The organism is Bacillota bacterium (assembly GCA_013178125.1).
In the GTDB taxonomy this organism is placed as follows: Bacteria; Bacillota; SHA-98; order Ch115; family JABLXJ01; genus JABLXL01.
The window spans coordinates 119,171-135,197 of sequence record JABLXJ010000004.1 but is presented as its reverse complement, the minus strand read 5'-3'; the positions used below and the strand labels follow the sequence as shown (position 1 = coordinate 135,197).

General features: G+C 58.3%; 16 protein-coding genes. 1 reads left to right on the top strand and 15 read right to left on the bottom strand.

Going from position 1 to position 16,027, the window contains the following annotated elements:
• Positions 1-8 precede the first annotated feature (8 nt).
• The 7 genes from dpsA to HPY71_04990 form a co-directional block, all read right to left on the bottom strand.
• On the bottom strand, positions 9-905 hold the full coding sequence (gene dpsA / locus HPY71_05020; GenBank protein NPV52868.1) for a dipicolinate synthase subunit DpsA: 897 nt from the start codon (positions 903-905) through the stop codon (positions 9-11).
• A gap of 140 nt (positions 906-1,045) precedes the next feature.
• The gene (locus HPY71_05015) at positions 1,046-1,843 is read right to left on the bottom strand and encodes a 4-hydroxy-tetrahydrodipicolinate reductase (protein NPV52867.1); all 798 of its coding nucleotides are present in this window, start codon (positions 1,841-1,843) and stop codon (positions 1,046-1,048) included.
• Positions 1,844-2,074: 231 nt separating this feature from the next.
• The gene (locus tag HPY71_05010) at positions 2,075-2,566 is read right to left on the bottom strand and encodes a hypothetical protein (GenBank protein ID NPV52866.1); all 492 of its coding nucleotides are present in this window, start codon (positions 2,564-2,566) and stop codon (positions 2,075-2,077) included.
• A 79-nt stretch (positions 2,567-2,645) separates the two neighbouring features.
• Entirely contained in the window at positions 2,646-2,894 is a 249-nt protein-coding gene (locus HPY71_05005; GenBank protein NPV52865.1) for a YlmC/YmxH family sporulation protein, read from the bottom strand.
• Positions 2,839-3,153, bottom strand: coding sequence for an aspartyl-phosphate phosphatase Spo0E family protein (locus HPY71_05000; protein ID NPV52864.1), 315 nt, complete (start codon positions 3,151-3,153; stop codon positions 2,839-2,841). Before HPY71_05000 ends, HPY71_05005 begins: the two co-directional genes overlap by 56 nt.
• Entirely contained in the window at positions 3,134-3,583 is a 450-nt protein-coding gene (dut, locus tag HPY71_04995; protein NPV52863.1) for a dUTP diphosphatase, read from the bottom strand. The genes HPY71_05000 and dut overlap by 20 nt, the downstream gene beginning before the upstream one ends.
• A 19-nt stretch (positions 3,584-3,602) precedes the next feature.
• On the bottom strand, positions 3,603-4,856 hold the full coding sequence (locus tag HPY71_04990) for an insulinase family protein (protein NPV52862.1): 1,254 nt from the start codon (positions 4,854-4,856) through the stop codon (positions 3,603-3,605).
• A 364-nt stretch (positions 4,857-5,220) separates the two neighbouring features.
• Here HPY71_04990 and HPY71_04985 point away from each other — a divergent pair, with 364 nt between their 5' ends.
• Positions 5,221-6,621 carry an SH3 domain-containing protein gene (locus HPY71_04985; protein NPV52861.1) on the top strand — a complete coding sequence of 467 codons (1,401 nt, stop codon included), beginning with the start codon at positions 5,221-5,223 and terminating at the stop codon, positions 6,619-6,621.
• A gap of 41 nt (positions 6,622-6,662) precedes the next feature.
• Here the strand turns inward: HPY71_04985 and HPY71_04980 are convergent, their stop codons facing one another.
• From HPY71_04980 to HPY71_04945, 8 genes are all read right to left on the bottom strand, one after another.
• Positions 6,663-7,676, bottom strand: coding sequence for a polysaccharide deacetylase family protein (locus HPY71_04980; protein NPV52860.1), 1,014 nt, complete (start codon positions 7,674-7,676; stop codon positions 6,663-6,665).
• Entirely contained in the window at positions 7,663-8,514 is an 852-nt protein-coding gene (locus HPY71_04975; GenBank protein NPV52859.1) for a polysaccharide deacetylase family protein, read from the bottom strand. The genes HPY71_04980 and HPY71_04975 overlap by 14 nt, the downstream gene beginning before the upstream one ends.
• A gap of 75 nt (positions 8,515-8,589) precedes the next feature.
• On the bottom strand, positions 8,590-10,899 hold the full coding sequence (locus tag HPY71_04970; GenBank protein ID NPV52858.1) for a DEAD/DEAH box helicase family protein: 2,310 nt from the start codon (positions 10,897-10,899) through the stop codon (positions 8,590-8,592).
• A 220-nt stretch (positions 10,900-11,119) separates the two neighbouring features.
• The gene (locus HPY71_04965) at positions 11,120-11,986 is read right to left on the bottom strand and encodes a deoxyribonuclease IV (protein ID NPV52857.1); all 867 of its coding nucleotides are present in this window, start codon (positions 11,984-11,986) and stop codon (positions 11,120-11,122) included.
• Between the two features lie 211 nt (positions 11,987-12,197).
• Positions 12,198-13,028: a glycosyl transferase gene (locus tag HPY71_04960; GenBank protein ID NPV52856.1), complete on the bottom strand. Its 831-nt coding sequence runs from the start codon at positions 13,026-13,028 to the stop codon at positions 12,198-12,200.
• A 75-nt stretch (positions 13,029-13,103) separates the two neighbouring features.
• Complete coding sequence (locus tag HPY71_04955; GenBank protein NPV52855.1) at positions 13,104-13,793, bottom strand: glycosyltransferase family 2 protein; 690 nt, start codon at positions 13,791-13,793, stop codon at positions 13,104-13,106.
• Positions 13,794-13,876: 83 nt separating this feature from the next.
• Positions 13,877-14,785 carry a copper transporter gene (locus HPY71_04950; protein ID NPV52854.1) on the bottom strand — a complete coding sequence of 303 codons (909 nt, stop codon included), beginning with the start codon at positions 14,783-14,785 and terminating at the stop codon, positions 13,877-13,879.
• Positions 14,786-14,854: 69 nt separating this feature from the next.
• Positions 14,855-15,979, bottom strand: coding sequence for a hypothetical protein (locus HPY71_04945; protein ID NPV52853.1), 1,125 nt, complete (start codon positions 15,977-15,979; stop codon positions 14,855-14,857).
• Positions 15,980-16,027 lie beyond the last annotated feature (48 nt).

Sequence of the window (16,027 nt, the reverse complement as noted above, 5' to 3'; positions counted from 1 at the left end):
CCTAAGGATCAACCCCAGTGACCCAGGGCCTTGTGGATCATCTCCGGGATGCACCTGACGAGAATCTGGCCGCTGGTCCTGGGTGCGACCTTTCCGGGCAGGCCGAGAGCGAGGATGGCCTTGATTTGAAGCTTCGCTGCAGCCTCAAAATCAGTACCGCCCGGGTGAGATGCGAGATCGATTATGAGGGCATCCGGACGCATCATCCGGAGAACGTTTTCCGTCAATACTACAGCGGGGACCGTGTTGAATATGGCATCTGCCTGGCCTACCACATCTTTTAAATCTGAAAGCGGCACCGGCCTGGCTCCCATCTCCTCAGCCCTCGCGAGCTGAGCCGGGTTGCGCGCTGCAACGGTCGTCCGGGCGCCGAGGGCTATGAGGGTGTGCGCCATGGTCATTCCAACCCTCCCGAGGCCGATCACGATCGCGTTTGAGCCGTGGATGGTTATGGGAAGCTCCTCCATGGCTATCTGGATGGCGCCCTCGGCAGTGGGGATCGAATTCAAGATCGCAACGTCATCCTGCTCCGTAACCTCAACAAGCTTGACATCATGCTTCCTGGCAAATTCCTTCAATCTCGGCCGGGCGATGCCAATAAAAAATGGGACGTCCGGCGGTATGATGCTCAAGACCTCCTCGGTTATCTGGAGGTTGACGCCGGAATCCAGGGTTCTAACCTTGCCCCCAACGTCAAGCCCTCCCATTCCGACCACGATGACATCTGAGCCCCGAATTGCGTCCCATATCGTTGGAACCATCTCAACCCCAGCCAGCTCGGGCATCGGCGGGTATCCAATCACCTTCACCTTTGCCCCCTGGGAGAGGAATTCGCGTATGAGCTCGATTTCCCGGTAATCACCTCCTAGAACAGCTATAACAAGGCCATGTAAACCTCGGGCCATTTTCGTCCCTCCCCTGAGTCCCCCGAGACTGAAAACTATCCTAGGGCTACGCGATATAATATGTCCGGGGACTTCAGGGGGTGCACGTCCATATATGAGGCCTATGGGGCCGGGGATATAGGGCCGGGAGGACTAAAGCGTCAGAGCCCGAGAACACCTTCGAGGCCGTAGATGACCCCGCTCAGGGTCATGACCCGCCTTATCGCCATCATGACCCCGGGCATGAAGGACTCGCGGCTTATGGAGTCATGGCGGATGGTCAGAATCTGACCGGGCCCCCCGAATATGACCTCCTGGTGGGCCACCAGGCCCGGGAGTCTGACGCTGTGAATCCTTACGCCCTCGACCTCGGCGCCTCTAGCCCCGGGGACCTTCTCTATCGCGCCCTCGGGCTCGGGCTTGTCCAACTTGCGCTGCTCGGGGGCGGCGCCTGCCTCGCGCGACCGCACCAGCTCTCCATGTATCATCTGGGCTGTTTTCATGGCAGTTCCTGAAGGGGAATCGAGTTTCGCATCGTGGTGCAACTCGATGATCTCAACCCGGGGGAGATGGCGGGCGGCCATCTCGGAGAATTTCATCATCAGGATGGCCCCAATCGCGAAGTTGGGGGCTATGATGGCTCCCAGGCCAAATTTGGTGCAGAGACCCCGAACTTCATCGATATCCGCCATTGATATGCCCGTGGTGCCGACCACGGCTCGCACGCCCCTTTGCAGGGCTGTCCGGACATGGTCCATGACGGCGTCAGGGCGCGTGAAATCGACGATCACGTGGGGCTTCAGTCTTGCGATAACCTCCTCGAGGTCGCTCGTGACGCGTACCACCTGCGTTGAACCGTCGGCGCCCTCGATAATCAGGTCTCTCGGGTTCATGTCGACGGCGCCGGCGATCTCCATATCGGCCTCCCGGCTCACGGCCCTGACGACCTCGGAGCCCATCTTGCCCGATGCCCCTACGACTGCCACTTTGATTCTGTCAATCCTATTCACTGCCTTATTCACTGCTTCATCCTCTCCTCCCCACTGGCTTGCTGTCCATGCGGTCCATCATGATCCCCCGTACGACGCGGGACGCGCGGGCCGATCTACGTTAACACGATGGCCGGGCGGGATAGAGGCGCACCGCCCAACCATCGTGTCATAATGTTATCCGAATCATTCGCGCGAGCGCTAGTGCACCTCAACATCCGTCGCACCATTCTGGCGGAGGATCCTGGCCGCATCATCTACCTTCTTTTGGTCCGCCTGTATAACGGCCAGTATCCTGCCCTGTCTCACCTGATCCTCATAGAACTCGCTGCGCTGTTCAGGGATCCCCATATCCACCAGGCCGCCCACCAGGCCCCCAGTAACGGCGCCCGTGAGCGCTGCCGCGATCGGGCCCGCAGCTATTATCGGTCCGATGCCAGGAATCGCAAGCGCCCCGATCCCGGCGAGAAGGCCAGCCGCACCCCCGATGGCCCCACCAGTCACGGTGCCGTCGGCCAGGTTATCCTCGGCGAGCATGGTGAGCCCGCCCTCACCGCGCCCTCCCCGGCCCGCACCCCCCTCGTCTTTCGCCACGATCGATATCTCATTCCTATCGAACCCCTTGTTTCTCATCTCATTAATGGCCTTCTCAGCCTGATCCCGCGAATCGAATACACCGATTACCGTGGACATGTCGAAACAAACCTCCTTGATAAACTGAGTATACCGGCTACAGCCAGTTACTACGTTCCTTAGTCTGCCCAGAAGGCCATCATGTATTCGATGGCGGGATGTCCACGATCAAAACATCAGGACCAACTATCTTCACTGCCTGCCAGGGTATGACAAGCTCACGGGGCTTCCGGGAAATTATAGAAAGGCCCCGCCTCTCCCGGATAACAAGCGAGACTATCTTGCCCGTCAGCGAGTCTATAACCAGGTCCGACCCGCCTACCATACCCAGGCTAACACCGTCCCGGGAACTTATGATCTCGCGATTCATCAACTCGGATAGCCTCATGGTGCCCTCCTCTTTCTGACCTTGAGCCGGGGTTGCCCTCGTCACAGCTCTCGCAACCATCATCGCCCTGAAGCCTCTCCCTGATCCTCAGGAACTGCGCAATGAGGGCGTCAAGCCGGTTGCTTATCTCATGGGTCTGTGCATCATCCAACCTGCCGTCAGCGTCTTCGATGGTGGAATAGAGGAGCCTGCGAAGCTTCTCAATGCTCTCATTTAAAGCTGCGAGCCTTCCGCTTACGCTATCTCCCTGTATGCCCAAAGCCACCGTCTCCCCTTCTCGTCTCGTTCAAGCAAGACTTCTCAACTAACCTGGCGCGCTCGACTCTGGCGAATACCAGCTGGGCGATTCGATCCCCCCTCTTGATAGTAAATGGCTCGCTGCCAAGGTTGATCAAGATACACTGGACAACCCCCCGGTAATCAGCGTCTATAGTGCCGGGGCTATTCAAGAGCGTGACACCGTGCCTGTTTGCAAGCCCGCTTCTTGGGCGGACCTGGCCCTCAAAGCCGGCGGGGATGGCAAGCCTGATGCCCGTCGAGATGAGAGCCCTCTCGCCAGGCTGCAGCGTGACCTCGCCTTCGATCGCTGCGTAAAGATCCATGCCTGAAGCGCAGTCCGTCATATAGCGCGGCAGCGGGATATCCTCGGTGCCGGGCTCCCGTAGAACTTCAACCTCCAGTCCCTCGATCTCGAGTTTCTTCCGAGAATCACCCACTTGTTGCCCCAGCCTCCCTTCGCCCGCCGGGCCGCGAGCCCAGATCCAGGTCCCCGCTATAGGGCCCCACGATCGCGGCAGCGAGATCGTTCCCGCCTAAGATATCATATGCAACGCGCCGCACATCATCGAGGGTCACCGAATCGATTATGTTGATGATCTCTTCAGGGGTGTAATAGCGGTCGTGGAACATTTCAAGCTTGGCGATGCGACTCATCCTGCTGCTGGTGTTTTCGAGGCCGAGAAGCATTCCCCCCTTGAGCTGCTCCTTGCCGCGGGCAAGCTCTTCCGGCCTTATCCCGCCGTCAAGAAGATTAGAGAACTCCTCCAGAATGAGATCAATGACGATATCCACATTCTGCGGGCTCATTCCCGCATAAACTACGAAGGCGCCCGTGTCCTGGTAGGCACTGTGATAGGAATAGGTCGAATAGACAAGTCCCCTCTCCTCTCTCAGGCCCTGAAATAATCGCGAACTCATGCCCCCGCCCAGGATGGCGTCGAGAACCATGAGGGCGAATTCATCGCAGTGGTCGCGCGGATAGCCTTTTGCCCCGATACAAAGGTGGACCTGCTCTATCTCCTTGAGCTTGACGCTCGAGCGAAAGAGGGTCCGCTGCGGCATCCTGACAGCCGACGCTGCCGATGGAGCGAGCGCGCCGAAAAACCTCATGGCGCCGCCCACAACCGCCTCATGTTTTAGGTTGCCGGCCGCAGCCACGATAAGATTATCGGGCGTGTACTGGGACCGCATGTACTCCAGCAGGGAATCCCTGGTGAATTCACCGACCGTTTCACAAGTGCCCAGGGTATTTAACCCGAGGGGACCCGAATCCCACATAGCCTGGGCAAGAACATCATGTACGAGCTCATCCGGGGTATCCTCGTACATCTTGATCTCCTCGAGCACGACGCCCTTTTCCTTTTCGATCTCGTCTTCATCAAAGAGGGACTCCAGGAGCATATCGGCGAGGATATCCATGGCGAAGGCCAGGTGGGTATCGAGGACCCTGGCGTAGTAGCACGTATACTCCTTCGTGGTGAAGGCGTTCATCTGTCCCCCGATGCCATCGATCGCCTCGGCTATCTCCCGCGCCGTCCTCCCCCTGGTTCCCTTGAAAAGCATATGCTCGATAAAATGCGATGCCCCGTTCATGTTGCGGGGTTCATTTCGCGATCCAGACTTAATCCACAGTCCTATTGAGACCGAACGCACATATGGGATGCATTCTGTTACTATCCTCACTCCGTTATCAAGCTGCGTCCTCTGGTGCACCATCTTCTTCCTTTCGTGAGCGATACAATCTCTGCAAATAGAATTCGCCCGAAGTCGACAGATTCCTTTTACAACTGACAAAAAACACTTCCTAGATTATGGAATATAATCTAAAATCATGGCATACCAGGTTGCCTCCACCTCTCATAGAGAAAATTACATAGAGGACTGGCGACAGCTCTGGCGAAATCCCTATTCTGTGTTGCTATTTCTGTGTCGCTATTTCCACGCTGTGATCATAGCTACCCCCATATTGATATTATCGTATTCATATTCATAGGCATTTATATCCTGTCTCATTTCTGTCCTGTCGAGAAAGGGGCGATAGCCGGGCATGGACCCAAAGGTCGCTGCAGCAGCTATAACCATTCTATTATACCTTTTTGCCGCCGGCGAGCCCGGCCAGGAGCCAGGCCAGGGGCCTCAGGGCGCGCCGGCAAACCCGCCAGTAAGCGAATCTACGAAGCTTGAGCCGCCCCAGTCAACCATCCACCCCATGCCCGGAACGGAGCCGGCGCAGCAACCAACGCACCAAGCCCCGGGTTCTGTGGTTACCGTAAAGGATCCCAGGGTGCGCGTGAGAGGCGGCCCCGGCACGAATTACCGGGTCGTGACGACGATCAAGCGCGGCACGCCCCTCCGCGTGCTGACCTCACACAATAGCTGGTATCAGGTGAGGCTCCCGGATGGCCGCGCCGGGTGGATAGCGAGCTTTCTCGTGGAGGGCGGGAAGCAGCAGGTCGGCGGGGAGGCCAGGAGAGCCGGCAATTTCGAGATTATCGGGTATTATGCCGAAGACTACCCGGGCGAGAGGGCCTCATATGCCTCTCTGAGCCTGAGCAAGGACATGCTGTCGGGGGTGGCTCTCTTCTCTTTCAAGCTCGACGCCAGCGGCGGCGTGACCGGTGAGCACCTGAGCGCCCCCTTTGACCTGGTGCGCTCGAACGGGATCACACCGCTCGCGCTCGTTCACAATTATAGCCACAGCGCCGGCGGCTTCGATGCCGGCATTATCTCATCCATGCTGCGGAGCCAGGCCAGGAGAGAAAGGGCGATAAACGAAATCTACGCCATATTGAAAAGATATGGCTACCGCGGCGTCAACATCGACTTTGAAAATATCCCGCCGGGAGATCGCGAATTCCTGACGAAATTCATGCAGGAGCTCGCGGCCAGGCTCAAGCCCGGTGGGTACCTGGTTACGATGTCAGTCCCTGCAAAGTGGGGGGATTCCCCGGCGAGCGAGTGGATCGGGGCGTTTGATTATTACGCCCTCGGGCGGATCTGCGATAAGATCATGATAATGACCTATGACGAGCACGGGCCCTTCAGTGGCCCCGGCCCCGTGGCCTCCGCGAGCTGGGTCGAGAAGGTCATCAAGTATGCTATAACCCAGATACCGAGGCCCAAGATCATGATGGGCGTCCCTGCCTACGGCTATGATTGGCCCATCGGGTGGGGGGGCCAGGCCAGGGCTGTATCGCACCAGCAGGCCCTGAGAATCGCACAAAGCCATGGCATACGTCCCCTGTGGCATGATGAGGCGAAAGCCCCGTATTTCCGGTATTCTTCGGGCAATTCGCGGAGAGAGGTGTGGTTTGAGAACGAGTCGAGCATAGCCGCCAAGATCGCCATAGCCAAGAAATACGACCTGAGGGGCATAGCCATCTGGCGCCTCGGATACGAGGACGCCTCCTACTGGAGGGCCTTGCGGAAATCCCTCGGCCTCGGGTGACCTGGCGAGGCGCTCATATGCTCATAATTTATGATAAGTTTTTATGACGAATTTCTGGCCAAAAGATCGGATACGGTCCCAAGCCAGTAGCCCCGTTGATGCAGGGTGCGTATGATCTCCGGGAGGGCCTCGATCGTCGGGGCCGTCGGGTGCATGAGGATTATGGCCCCTGGCCTCGCCTTCTCGGTGGCCCTCTTGATGATCTGAGCCGCCGGAGGCTTCTTCCAGTCAATGGTGTCTATGGTCCAGAGCACGGTCCTGTAGCCGAGGCTCCCGGCAGTGGCGATGACGCGATCTGTGCACTCACCATAGGGGGGGGCGAATAACTTCGCAGCCTTCCCCGTCAGCTGGTTCAGCATCTCCTCATTCTTGGTGATCAGCTCGCGCAGCACCACCTCGGATGCATCCTTGACGTGTATATGCTCATAGCCATGATTTGCTATCTCATGCCCCCCATCCGCGATGCGTTTCACGAGATCCGGGTAGAGCTTCACCCACTGGCCGTCAAAGAAGAAGGTCGCGCGGACATTGTTTTCCCTGAGGATATCCAGCATCTGCGGGAGGTATTCCTCCCCCCACGCCACATTCACTGTGAGCGCCATGTCCTGCCGGTCTGTATCAACGGCGCGGAGGGGCTCAAAATGCCTGCCCGTGATGGCGGGGACGATCTCAAAGGTTGCAAGCTCCACATCCTCGCCCGGGGCGGCCTCGAGCACCCGCCTGACCGTCTCGTCCACGTCTACATCGATCCCCTTTACCTCCGGTATCACTTGCCCGCTTTCCTTGTAAAACATGGCATCCTTTGGCGAACGCCGCCTGAGCTCAGATATATCCTCGACGACATCGCGGACCTCATCCGGCAGCATGCCCCCAACATCCCGGCCCTCCAGCCGCACACCGGGCTTGGCGCCCAGGATCGCCCTCCTCGCCTCATCGAGGCTTGTGAAAACCAGGGCCGAGAGTAAAACCAGGCAAAAGATGAGCACATGATACAGCATGGAGCTCCTGTTCAGCATCACAACCCTCAGCCTCGCTCTACGCTCACGACCTTTCATCGCCGGACCTCCTTTCGAGCTTTAACTGATCCTCAGGCCTTGGTCTTTGAACAGGTTTGGGCTTCTCTATGGGGCGCTGCTCGCCTGTATGCGGGTGAATGTAGTAGTCGCCCTTCAGGAGGAGATCGGAAATGGGGACGATCTTGTAGCCCTGCCTCAGGAGCTCAGGTATGATAACCGTCAGGGCTTCGGCAGTGTGCGTCCCATTGTTGTGAAACAGGACTATAGCGCCATTATGCATCTTACCCATCACGCGGTCCACGATCTCGCCTGCGGAGAGATCGCGCCAATCAAGTGAATCTATGCTCCACATGATGGTTTCATATCCGCATTCCTTTGCGACTTCTATCACCTTATTGCTGTATTCGCCGAACGGCGGCCTGAAGAGCCTGGCCTTGCGGCCGGTTATGGCCTCTATCATTTCATGGGTCCTCATGACCTCGGTCCTGATCTCGGCAGGCGAGAGCGAGTTGAGATGGGGATGGGAGTATGTATGGTTTCCTATTTCATGGCCCCGCTTGGCAATCTCCCTGACCCGGTCGGGGAACTTCTCCAGCCAGAAGCCCGCGAGAAAGAAGGTCGTCTTGACATGGTGTTTATCGAAGGTATCTAGAATCTGATCGGTATAATCCGCCCCCCAGACAGCATCGAGCGACAGGGCCACCTTCTTCTCATCCGTGGCAACGTAGTATATCGGCACGAGCCTGCCTCCGACGGCAGTCGAGATGACCTGGCGAACCGCTCCGAAAAGGGCCATCTGCCCAGCATTAATGGCCGCGAGGACAAGAAGAAGCCCTACAACAAGCTTCCAGGGCCTCCTCTCATAGTAGATAAACATTTCGCACCTCTCCCTGCAGAGTTTTCTCGATTATACTTATGCAACAGGGAGCGGTGACATTCTATTCCCTCCCGCTTACGGTATCCATTCGCGTATGGCCGCCACCACCAGGTCCGTTTCCCCCCTCACGTGCCGGCATCCCGGGAGCGAGGCGAGGAATGCACGCCCATATCCCTTATAGATGATCCGCCTATCGAGGACGATAACGACCCCCCTATCGGTCTTCGTCCTTATCAACCTGCCGAATCCCTGCCTGAATTTGATCACGGCCTGAGGCAGGGAATACCGCCCAAATGCATTCTCCCCCCTCGATGCCATGGCCTCCAGGCGCGCCTCAACAACGGGATCGGATGGCACCTGAAATGGGAGGCGAACGAGCACGACGCACGATAGGGCATCTCCGGGCACATCAACGCCCTCCCAGAAACTGTCGGCGCCCAGGAGGACGGCGCCGCGCGTTGCCCGGAATTGGGCAAGCAACATGTGCCGCGGGGCCTCCCCCTGCCGGAGCAGAGTAAGACCGGCTGCACTGAGATCCCGGCGGATCAGCTCATCAACCCTTTCCATCATATTGTAGGAGGTAAACAGGACAAATGCCCTTCCCTTTGTGGCGGTCAGGACCTTGATAAGCGCCGCAGAAGCCCCGGCCACGAAACCCTGGTCATCGGGGTTGGGCAGGTCCGTCGGGAGGCCCACGAGGACCTGATCCTCCAACCTGAACGGCGAGCCTATGATAAGCTCGAAAGGCCTGTCCTGATTATAATCCAGGCCGACCTGGCCTTCAAAAAAGGCCAGGTTCTCACCGATGGCGAGGGTCGCCGATGTAAAGATCACGGAATCAATACACTCGAGGAGATTCTCCCTTATGAGGGGTGCCACATCGAGCGGTGTAGCCCCGAGCCTCACGTTCCGGCGAGGGCCTGTCTCGGCCCAGAATACAAACGCCTCATCCCGGCCATCAATAATGAACCTCAGCGTGCCCTCGAGATTCGCCAGGCGGGATGAGAGGGCATCCATCTCCACCTTGATCTCCTGGATGCCACCTGGGAGCCCCCCGGGGCTGGGGCCATTCGCAGCAAGCTCCAGGGCGCCAGCGAGGTCCGAGAGGGCATGAGAGAGATCGGAAAACGCATTCATTGTCCTTTCAGCCTCAATGGCTATAACATCTCGCCAGAAATCGAGTTTCCGGACCTCAGCCTTGAGCCGCACGGCAAACTCGCGGCTACTCACGCCCCGGCTATCCTGGCCCTGATCCCGGTCATCCTGGCCCTCAACATGACCCCTATCCCCATCCCCATCGCCGCGATACCTTGAACCCTGATTCCTGCCAAGATCCCGCAGAAAACCGGCTAGGCCTTCAAAGAGGGTATCAGCAGCCTCTCTAGCTCTGATCACCCCCGGGACCAGGGCCCCATCGATCCGGTCCCGCAGGCTGTCTCTCGCCCGGCCGTCGAGATCAAGCCCGGAATCCGTCTTATAGAGCAACGAACGGACAGCCATGAGCATGCCTATGCTCCCGTCCGGGCGGGATGCCGATGGCCGCTCGCGGCGGTAGAGGTATGATAAAAGCCTTGTGATCTGGAGCCTTGTAACCGAGCAACCCAGGTAATCGCCTGCAACGTCCGGGACGTTGTGCGCCTCATCAAATATCACATTGGCGTACCTGGGTAGAACGGCTTTCTCAGCGTCGAACCCCAGCTCTCGCCTGACACTGACATCCGCGAAAAGCAGGTGATGGTTCACTACGAGCAGATCTGCAGCGCAGGCCATGTTTCTTGCCTTCATAAAAAAACAATCCTGGACCTCGGGGCACTTCACCCTGAGGCATGTATCAGGCTCGGAGCAGATTTTCTCCCAGAGCTCCGGCAAAGGCTCAAATGGGAATTCGGACCTGCAGCCCTCCTTCACCTTGCCCACCCACCCGAGTATATCGGCAAACGCCTGGCGCTCCCGCGAATCCAGGAGGGCATCTGCATCCTCCAGGAGCTTCTTTAGTCTTCTCCTGCATATGTAATTCGAGCGCCCCTTTACAAGGGCGAATGAGAAATCGGCCTTCTCCGGGGCGTACCCCTCCACTTCCAGGGCGCTTTTGAGGGTGGGGATATCCTTGGTTACGAGCTGTTCCTGGAGGTTGATGGTGTTGGTTGATATAACCACTTTCTGGTCGGTCGTCCTGGCCCAGAGGACTGCGGCGGCCAGGTAGGCCATGGATTTCCCCGTGCCGGTGGCGCTCTCGATTACTGCGTGCTTGTGGTGCTTGAAGGCAGAGAGTATGGTCCTGGCCATTTGAATCTGCTCGGGGCGAACCTCGTAGCCGTCGATATGCCTGGCTAGGGGGCCTCCGGCAGAGAATATGGCATCCACGTCCTGCAGCAAGTCTTTCACTCTGCGACCTCCGTTCCTAAGTGTAGGTTCCTTAATTTGTGCCAATTTACCAGCACGTTCCAGGACTTATGGTGTTGCGCTCCGGGGACGGCGCGCTTGCGGCGCGCCTCCGTTGAAATTTGGCGCGAGGGCCTTGCCAAATTTCAAAGGCCCCGTCGCGCAAACACCGTAAGTCCTGGAAAAGCGGCGGCAATTTTCGAACTCACACTTAGCCATCGTGCTATCGCAGACCGGCCAGCTCGCGAAGCCTGGCCAGATTGCGAGCATCATCCCCGGGGTCATCATTCGGCGTCTCGAGGATGAATGGCACCTCGCGCAGCCTCTCATCACCAAGGATCACGCGGAACCCCTCCTCGCCGATCATCCCCTCCCCTATGTGAGCATGCCTGTCCTTCCTCGACCCCAGCTCCCCCACGGAATCATTCGCGTGAACCAGCCTCAACCGCCCGAGGCCAAGCACCCGGTCAAAATCCTCGAGGGCTCCATCCAAACCACCAGGCGTCCGGATGTCATAGCCTGCAGCAAAAACATGACACGTATCGAAGCAAACACCAATATCCCCTGCGCCCTCGAGCTGTTCTATAATGCCCTCGAGCTGTTCAAAGGTATAACCGATCTCGGTCCCGGCCCCTGAGACCGTCTCGAGGAGGAACTTCAAGCCGCTCTCCTGGCTCCGGTCGCGGCATTCCCTGTCCTTGAACACCGTGTTTATGGCCCGGGCAATCCTCTCCGTGCCGGCCTCGATCCCCGAGCCGACATGGCTCCCGGGGTGTATAATAAGGTAATCGGCGCCAAGCTCGCAGGCGCGTATGATATCCTCCCGCAGGGCGGCTATGGAAACCGCGTAAGTCTGTTCCTTGGGCGAGGCAAGGTTGATGAGATAAGGGATGTGCACCACAATTGGGGATATGCCTGACAACCTGGCCCTGTTGCGAAAATCCCCGGCCTCATCCTCATTGAGAGGGCGAGCCCTCAGGCTCCTTGGGCTCCTCGAAAACATCTGTATTGTATCGCAATGCAGCTTCTGGGCTCGATCGATCGCTCCGGCGAACCCCCCGGCTATGGCAACATGCACGCCAAACTTCACGTATATCCCTTCCAACCATTGAAGATTATCCAAATTATCTAAATAGGGGTTGCCGGTGTTGCGTTCCGGGGACGGCGCGCTTGCGGCGCGCCTCCGTTGAAATTTGGCGCGAGGGCATTGCCAAATTTCAAAGGCCCCGTCACGCAAGCACCGGCAACCCCTGGAAAAACGGCGATAATTCTTGAACTCACACTTAGCTTCGCGGTCGCACTCAGCGCCCGAGATTGTCCAAAAACCTGAGCAAACGATTATTCTCTATAGCCCGGCTTATCGACCACCTTTCAGCGTACGCCTGGATGAGCAGGAGAATCACCAGGACCCCGGCTCTGACTGCGCCCTCGGTCCCAGCGGCCAGCCCATAGCCCAGAGCCCCGCCCAGGATGTTCGAGCCAGTGTCCCCCATCATCCCTCTCGCGCGGAGGTCCGTCCGTATATATGCGAGGACTGCGCCGGTAAGCGGCACGAGGTAGAAGAGTGGGCCGTCAAAGCAGCGCGCCCCCCATGCCAGTGATAACAGGATCACCACGGCGAGGTATGCCTTGGCGGCGCGGCCGGGCCTCAGGTCGAGCAGGTTGATGAGGTTTGTCGCAAGGGCGATTATAAGGGCGCTCAATACAACGCCGGCAAGCGTGCGCTCGATGATCATGGCCAGGAGCAAGGCTGAAAACCCTGTAAAAATAGCCTTCAGCGCCCCCGTGGAGAGGCGTCCCTCGAACAGGAGCGCACCGAGGTGACCCTTAAAGCCCTTTGCCTTCATATCACCCTGGCCGAGGAGATCATCCAGCAAGCCAGCCATGCCTACGGCGCACAAAAGGAAAAGAGGAGGAAGCGCGTCATCGAGCGTCATGAAGCCCATCTCGACCGCCACGAAGGCGGCAGGCACCAGGATCAGGATGAAGATAAGCCCGAGGGATGTCGGGATCTGCCTGCCCTCGTAGTTCAACCTCGTATTCCCCGCTCGCTCCATCATGTTGATCACCAGGGGGAGAGAGGCTGAACAGGCCAGAAAGGAGAGTATAAACATGACGAAGTCAGCGCGCATAGGTCCTCGCCCCTTCTAAGCCCCGTACCAGGCGGCGCTCCCCTGTTGCGCCGGGCGGACGGAGGACGCGGCCTGCTATCTGAAAAACCTGGCCAGGATCGCCCTGGTAACCGATGACAGCTGGCGCGCCCTGTGAGTGAAACCCCGCAAATCCCTCCCGGTCTCAGCATGGCGCATATCCACGGGGACCTCCTTTATCCTGTAACCCCTCCTGGCGGCATCGATCGTCATCCCGACCTCCACGCCAAACCCGCCCGCAAACGGCGTGAGCCGCTCAAATACATCTTTCCTCGCAGCGCGCTGGCCTGAGAGGGAGGAGACGACATCAATCCCGCCGAGGAGCTTGACACCGAGGCGAGCAGATGCCTTGACGAGGCCGAAACCGCCCCGGCGCCTGGCGGCAGGGAACCTGGCTATCGTCAAGTCAGCATCGCCCGCAACAACCGGGGCCACAAGCTTCGCAACCTCGCCAGCCGTAGCACCCAGATCGGCGTCAAGGAAGGCCACCACCTCACCCCTCGCAGCCGAGAGGCCCCTCATGAGCGCATGCCCCTTTCCCTGGTTGCGCTCCAGCGGTATCACAACGGCCCCGGTCTTCCTGGCGAGCTCGGTCGTAGCATCCCGGGAACCATCATCTACAACGATAACCTCGATAGAATCAATGCCATATCTACCAATGCCATCCTGCAACTCCAGGATAGCCTTCACCGTATCAGCTATGTGGGAGGATTCATTATAGGCCGGTATGATAGTGGAAAGCATCATTACAACTCACCATTGATCCATCATTAAACTAATGGCCAGCAGCAAAAAGATCAATGGCTGGCAGCGAATTAATAGCTGGCAGCTCACTTGCCGGTCAGTTCCCCGAGGAAATCGGGGAATGGCTGCCTGGCCGTCTCCTTGATGCCATAATGACCATTCTCGCCGGCAAGGGCAAAAACCAAGGATAGCTGGCCCAGAACCATGTCGGCATTATCCACCGTCGGTATCCCCTTCTCCTTGTATAGCTTCATATACGACTGCGAGGCCCCTGCCGCCTCCGCGCCGGCCACCCTCACCCCAAGCGCGTTAAAGGCATCGATGAGCGGGAGATCAACGGTCTTTGCCGCCACCTTTGACTCCTCCGAGCCCCCGCCCAGGATGACAACGGCATCTACATAGCCCTGGTACCTGCCGCTCACCTGCACGAAACCAAGCTCCTCGAGGGCCGGCACCAGCGTAAGGCCCGTCCCGGAGGCGATCTCCCTCGCAAGCGCGGCCGCGAGCCTCACGGGTATGTCCTTGGGCTGGAATTCGGATTGAATGGCATCGAGCCCAAGGCATTTGAATAATTCGCCCTGGGCCTTCACGTCGCCGGCCGGCAACTCGAAGGGACGCAGTATAGTCGTGACCGATGTGACGCTTGCCCCCGCATCCCTCAATGCCCTCTCTATGGCCTCCTCAGCGCGCCGGTTCACGGAATCCCCCGTGCGGACGATCGCCACCCGCCTGCCCTCGAGTTTCCCGGCCACGAGAACGGGGAAGGCTGTCTTTTCGAATTCGACGCTTGACGCAAGCTCCCGTTCCGCAAGATTGAGCTTAACCTGAAGCCTCTCCCTTTCCTGCTTTATCTGGGAAAAATCCATCTCCAGCCGGTCTATCAGGCGCTTCTGCTGTTCGATGAGGGCCTCATTCCCGCCCATAGCGCTCCCGATGAGGATTCCCAGGCCGAGGGCGAGAAAAACAGCTACGAGGGACGCTATATGGTATCTCATATCGATAATCAAGTCACCATCACTCGCTTCCAAACGCTAACCAGGCTCTACATCCCCACCTGCACCGGCTCAGAGGAGGCCGAGCACCACCTTCACTTTCATGAGGAGTAGCCTCAGGAACTGCTTTGTCGTATCCGACACGAGCATGATTATGGCCAGGGGAATCAAGGCGCCGATAGCCACCTCAAGCAGGTAGCTCGCGTGCATCCTGCCCCTGTAGAGCTTATTCACGCCCTTCGCATCCACGAGGATCGACCCGACCTTCAACCTCACCAGGAACGTGCTGGCCATCCCCGGGCGCCCCTTCTCGAGGAAATCGATCATATTCGAGTGAGTCCCGACGGCAACTATCAACTCGGCCCCCTTTTCATAGGCAAGGAGCATGGCAATATCCTCGCTTGTGCCGGGTGCAGGGAAGATCTTGCCCCGGAGGCCGAACGAGCGAATACGGGCCAGCCCCGGGGCCCTCCCATCCGGGTAGGCGTGGACGACAAGCTCCGAGCCGATCTTCAGGGTGTCATCCGATATGCTGTCCATATCGCCCACAATAATATCAGGCCTGTAACCCAGCTCTACTAGCGCATCGGCTCCCCCGTCCACCCCGATCAACACGGGCTTGACCTCGTCGATATACGACCTTATCGCCATGAGGTCTTCCTTATAATCCCTTCCCCGCACGACGACCAGGACATGCCGGCCCTTGATATTCACCCCGATATCGGGTACGGCGAACTTGCCCAGTATAAGGTCCTTCTCGAGCCGCGCATAATCGAGCGTGTTCTGGACAAAATCGTCAAGCAACTCAGCAACCCTGCTCTGGGTTTCGGCGAGCTTTTTCTCCACCGTCTTCTTATCGAGGACGCTCCCGGCGGCCACCACCTTGCCCCCCTTGAGCAGGAGGTTGCCGCGAATCTCGACCTCATCCCCATCCTCGAGCAACTCTATAGCTGATGGCCCGACCTCATCCAATATATAAACGCCGGCCTCGCAGAGCCTCTGAGGCCCGACGTTTGGATACCTGCCACTTATAGACTGTCGAGTATTCACTACTGCCCTAACGCGAGCATCCAGAAGCGACTGGCAGGCCAGTTCATCGATATCCTGGTGGTCGATTACAGCGATCTCGTTGGGCTGTAATCGCTTGACGAGCTCCTTCGTCCTGCGGCCGATCCGCGCCGTCCCCCTGATGACCACGGGGGCCGCCCCCGAATTTGTAGAACCCGCATTCCGGTATAGAAAACT

Coding starts and splice junctions, on each gene's coding strand:
- HPY71_04985 (NPV52861.1), top strand. CDS start 5,221: ATGGACCCAAAGGTCGCTGCAGCAGCTATAACCATTCTATTATACCTT.
- HPY71_04950 (NPV52854.1), bottom strand. CDS start 14,785: ATGAGATACCATATAGCGTCCCTCGTAGCTGTTTTTCTCGCCCTCGGC.
- HPY71_05010 (NPV52866.1), bottom strand. CDS start 2,566: ATGTCCACGGTAATCGGTGTATTCGATTCGCGGGATCAGGCTGAGAAG.
- HPY71_04960 (NPV52856.1), bottom strand. CDS start 13,028: ATGCGCGCTGACTTCGTCATGTTTATACTCTCCTTTCTGGCCTGTTCA.
- HPY71_04975 (NPV52859.1), bottom strand. CDS start 8,514: ATGTTTATCTACTATGAGAGGAGGCCCTGGAAGCTTGTTGTAGGGCTT.
- HPY71_05015 (NPV52867.1), bottom strand. CDS start 1,843: ATGGGCTCCGAGGTCGTCAGGGCCGTGAGCCGGGAGGCCGATATGGAG.
- HPY71_05005 (NPV52865.1), bottom strand. CDS start 2,894: ATGAGGCTATCCGAGTTGATGAATCGCGAGATCATAAGTTCCCGGGAC.
- dpsA (NPV52868.1), bottom strand. CDS start 905: ATGGCCCGAGGTTTACATGGCCTTGTTATAGCTGTTCTAGGAGGTGAT.
- HPY71_04955 (NPV52855.1), bottom strand. CDS start 13,793: ATGATGCTTTCCACTATCATACCGGCCTATAATGAATCCTCCCACATA.
- HPY71_04980 (NPV52860.1), bottom strand. CDS start 7,676: ATGAAAGGTCGTGAGCGTAGAGCGAGGCTGAGGGTTGTGATGCTGAAC.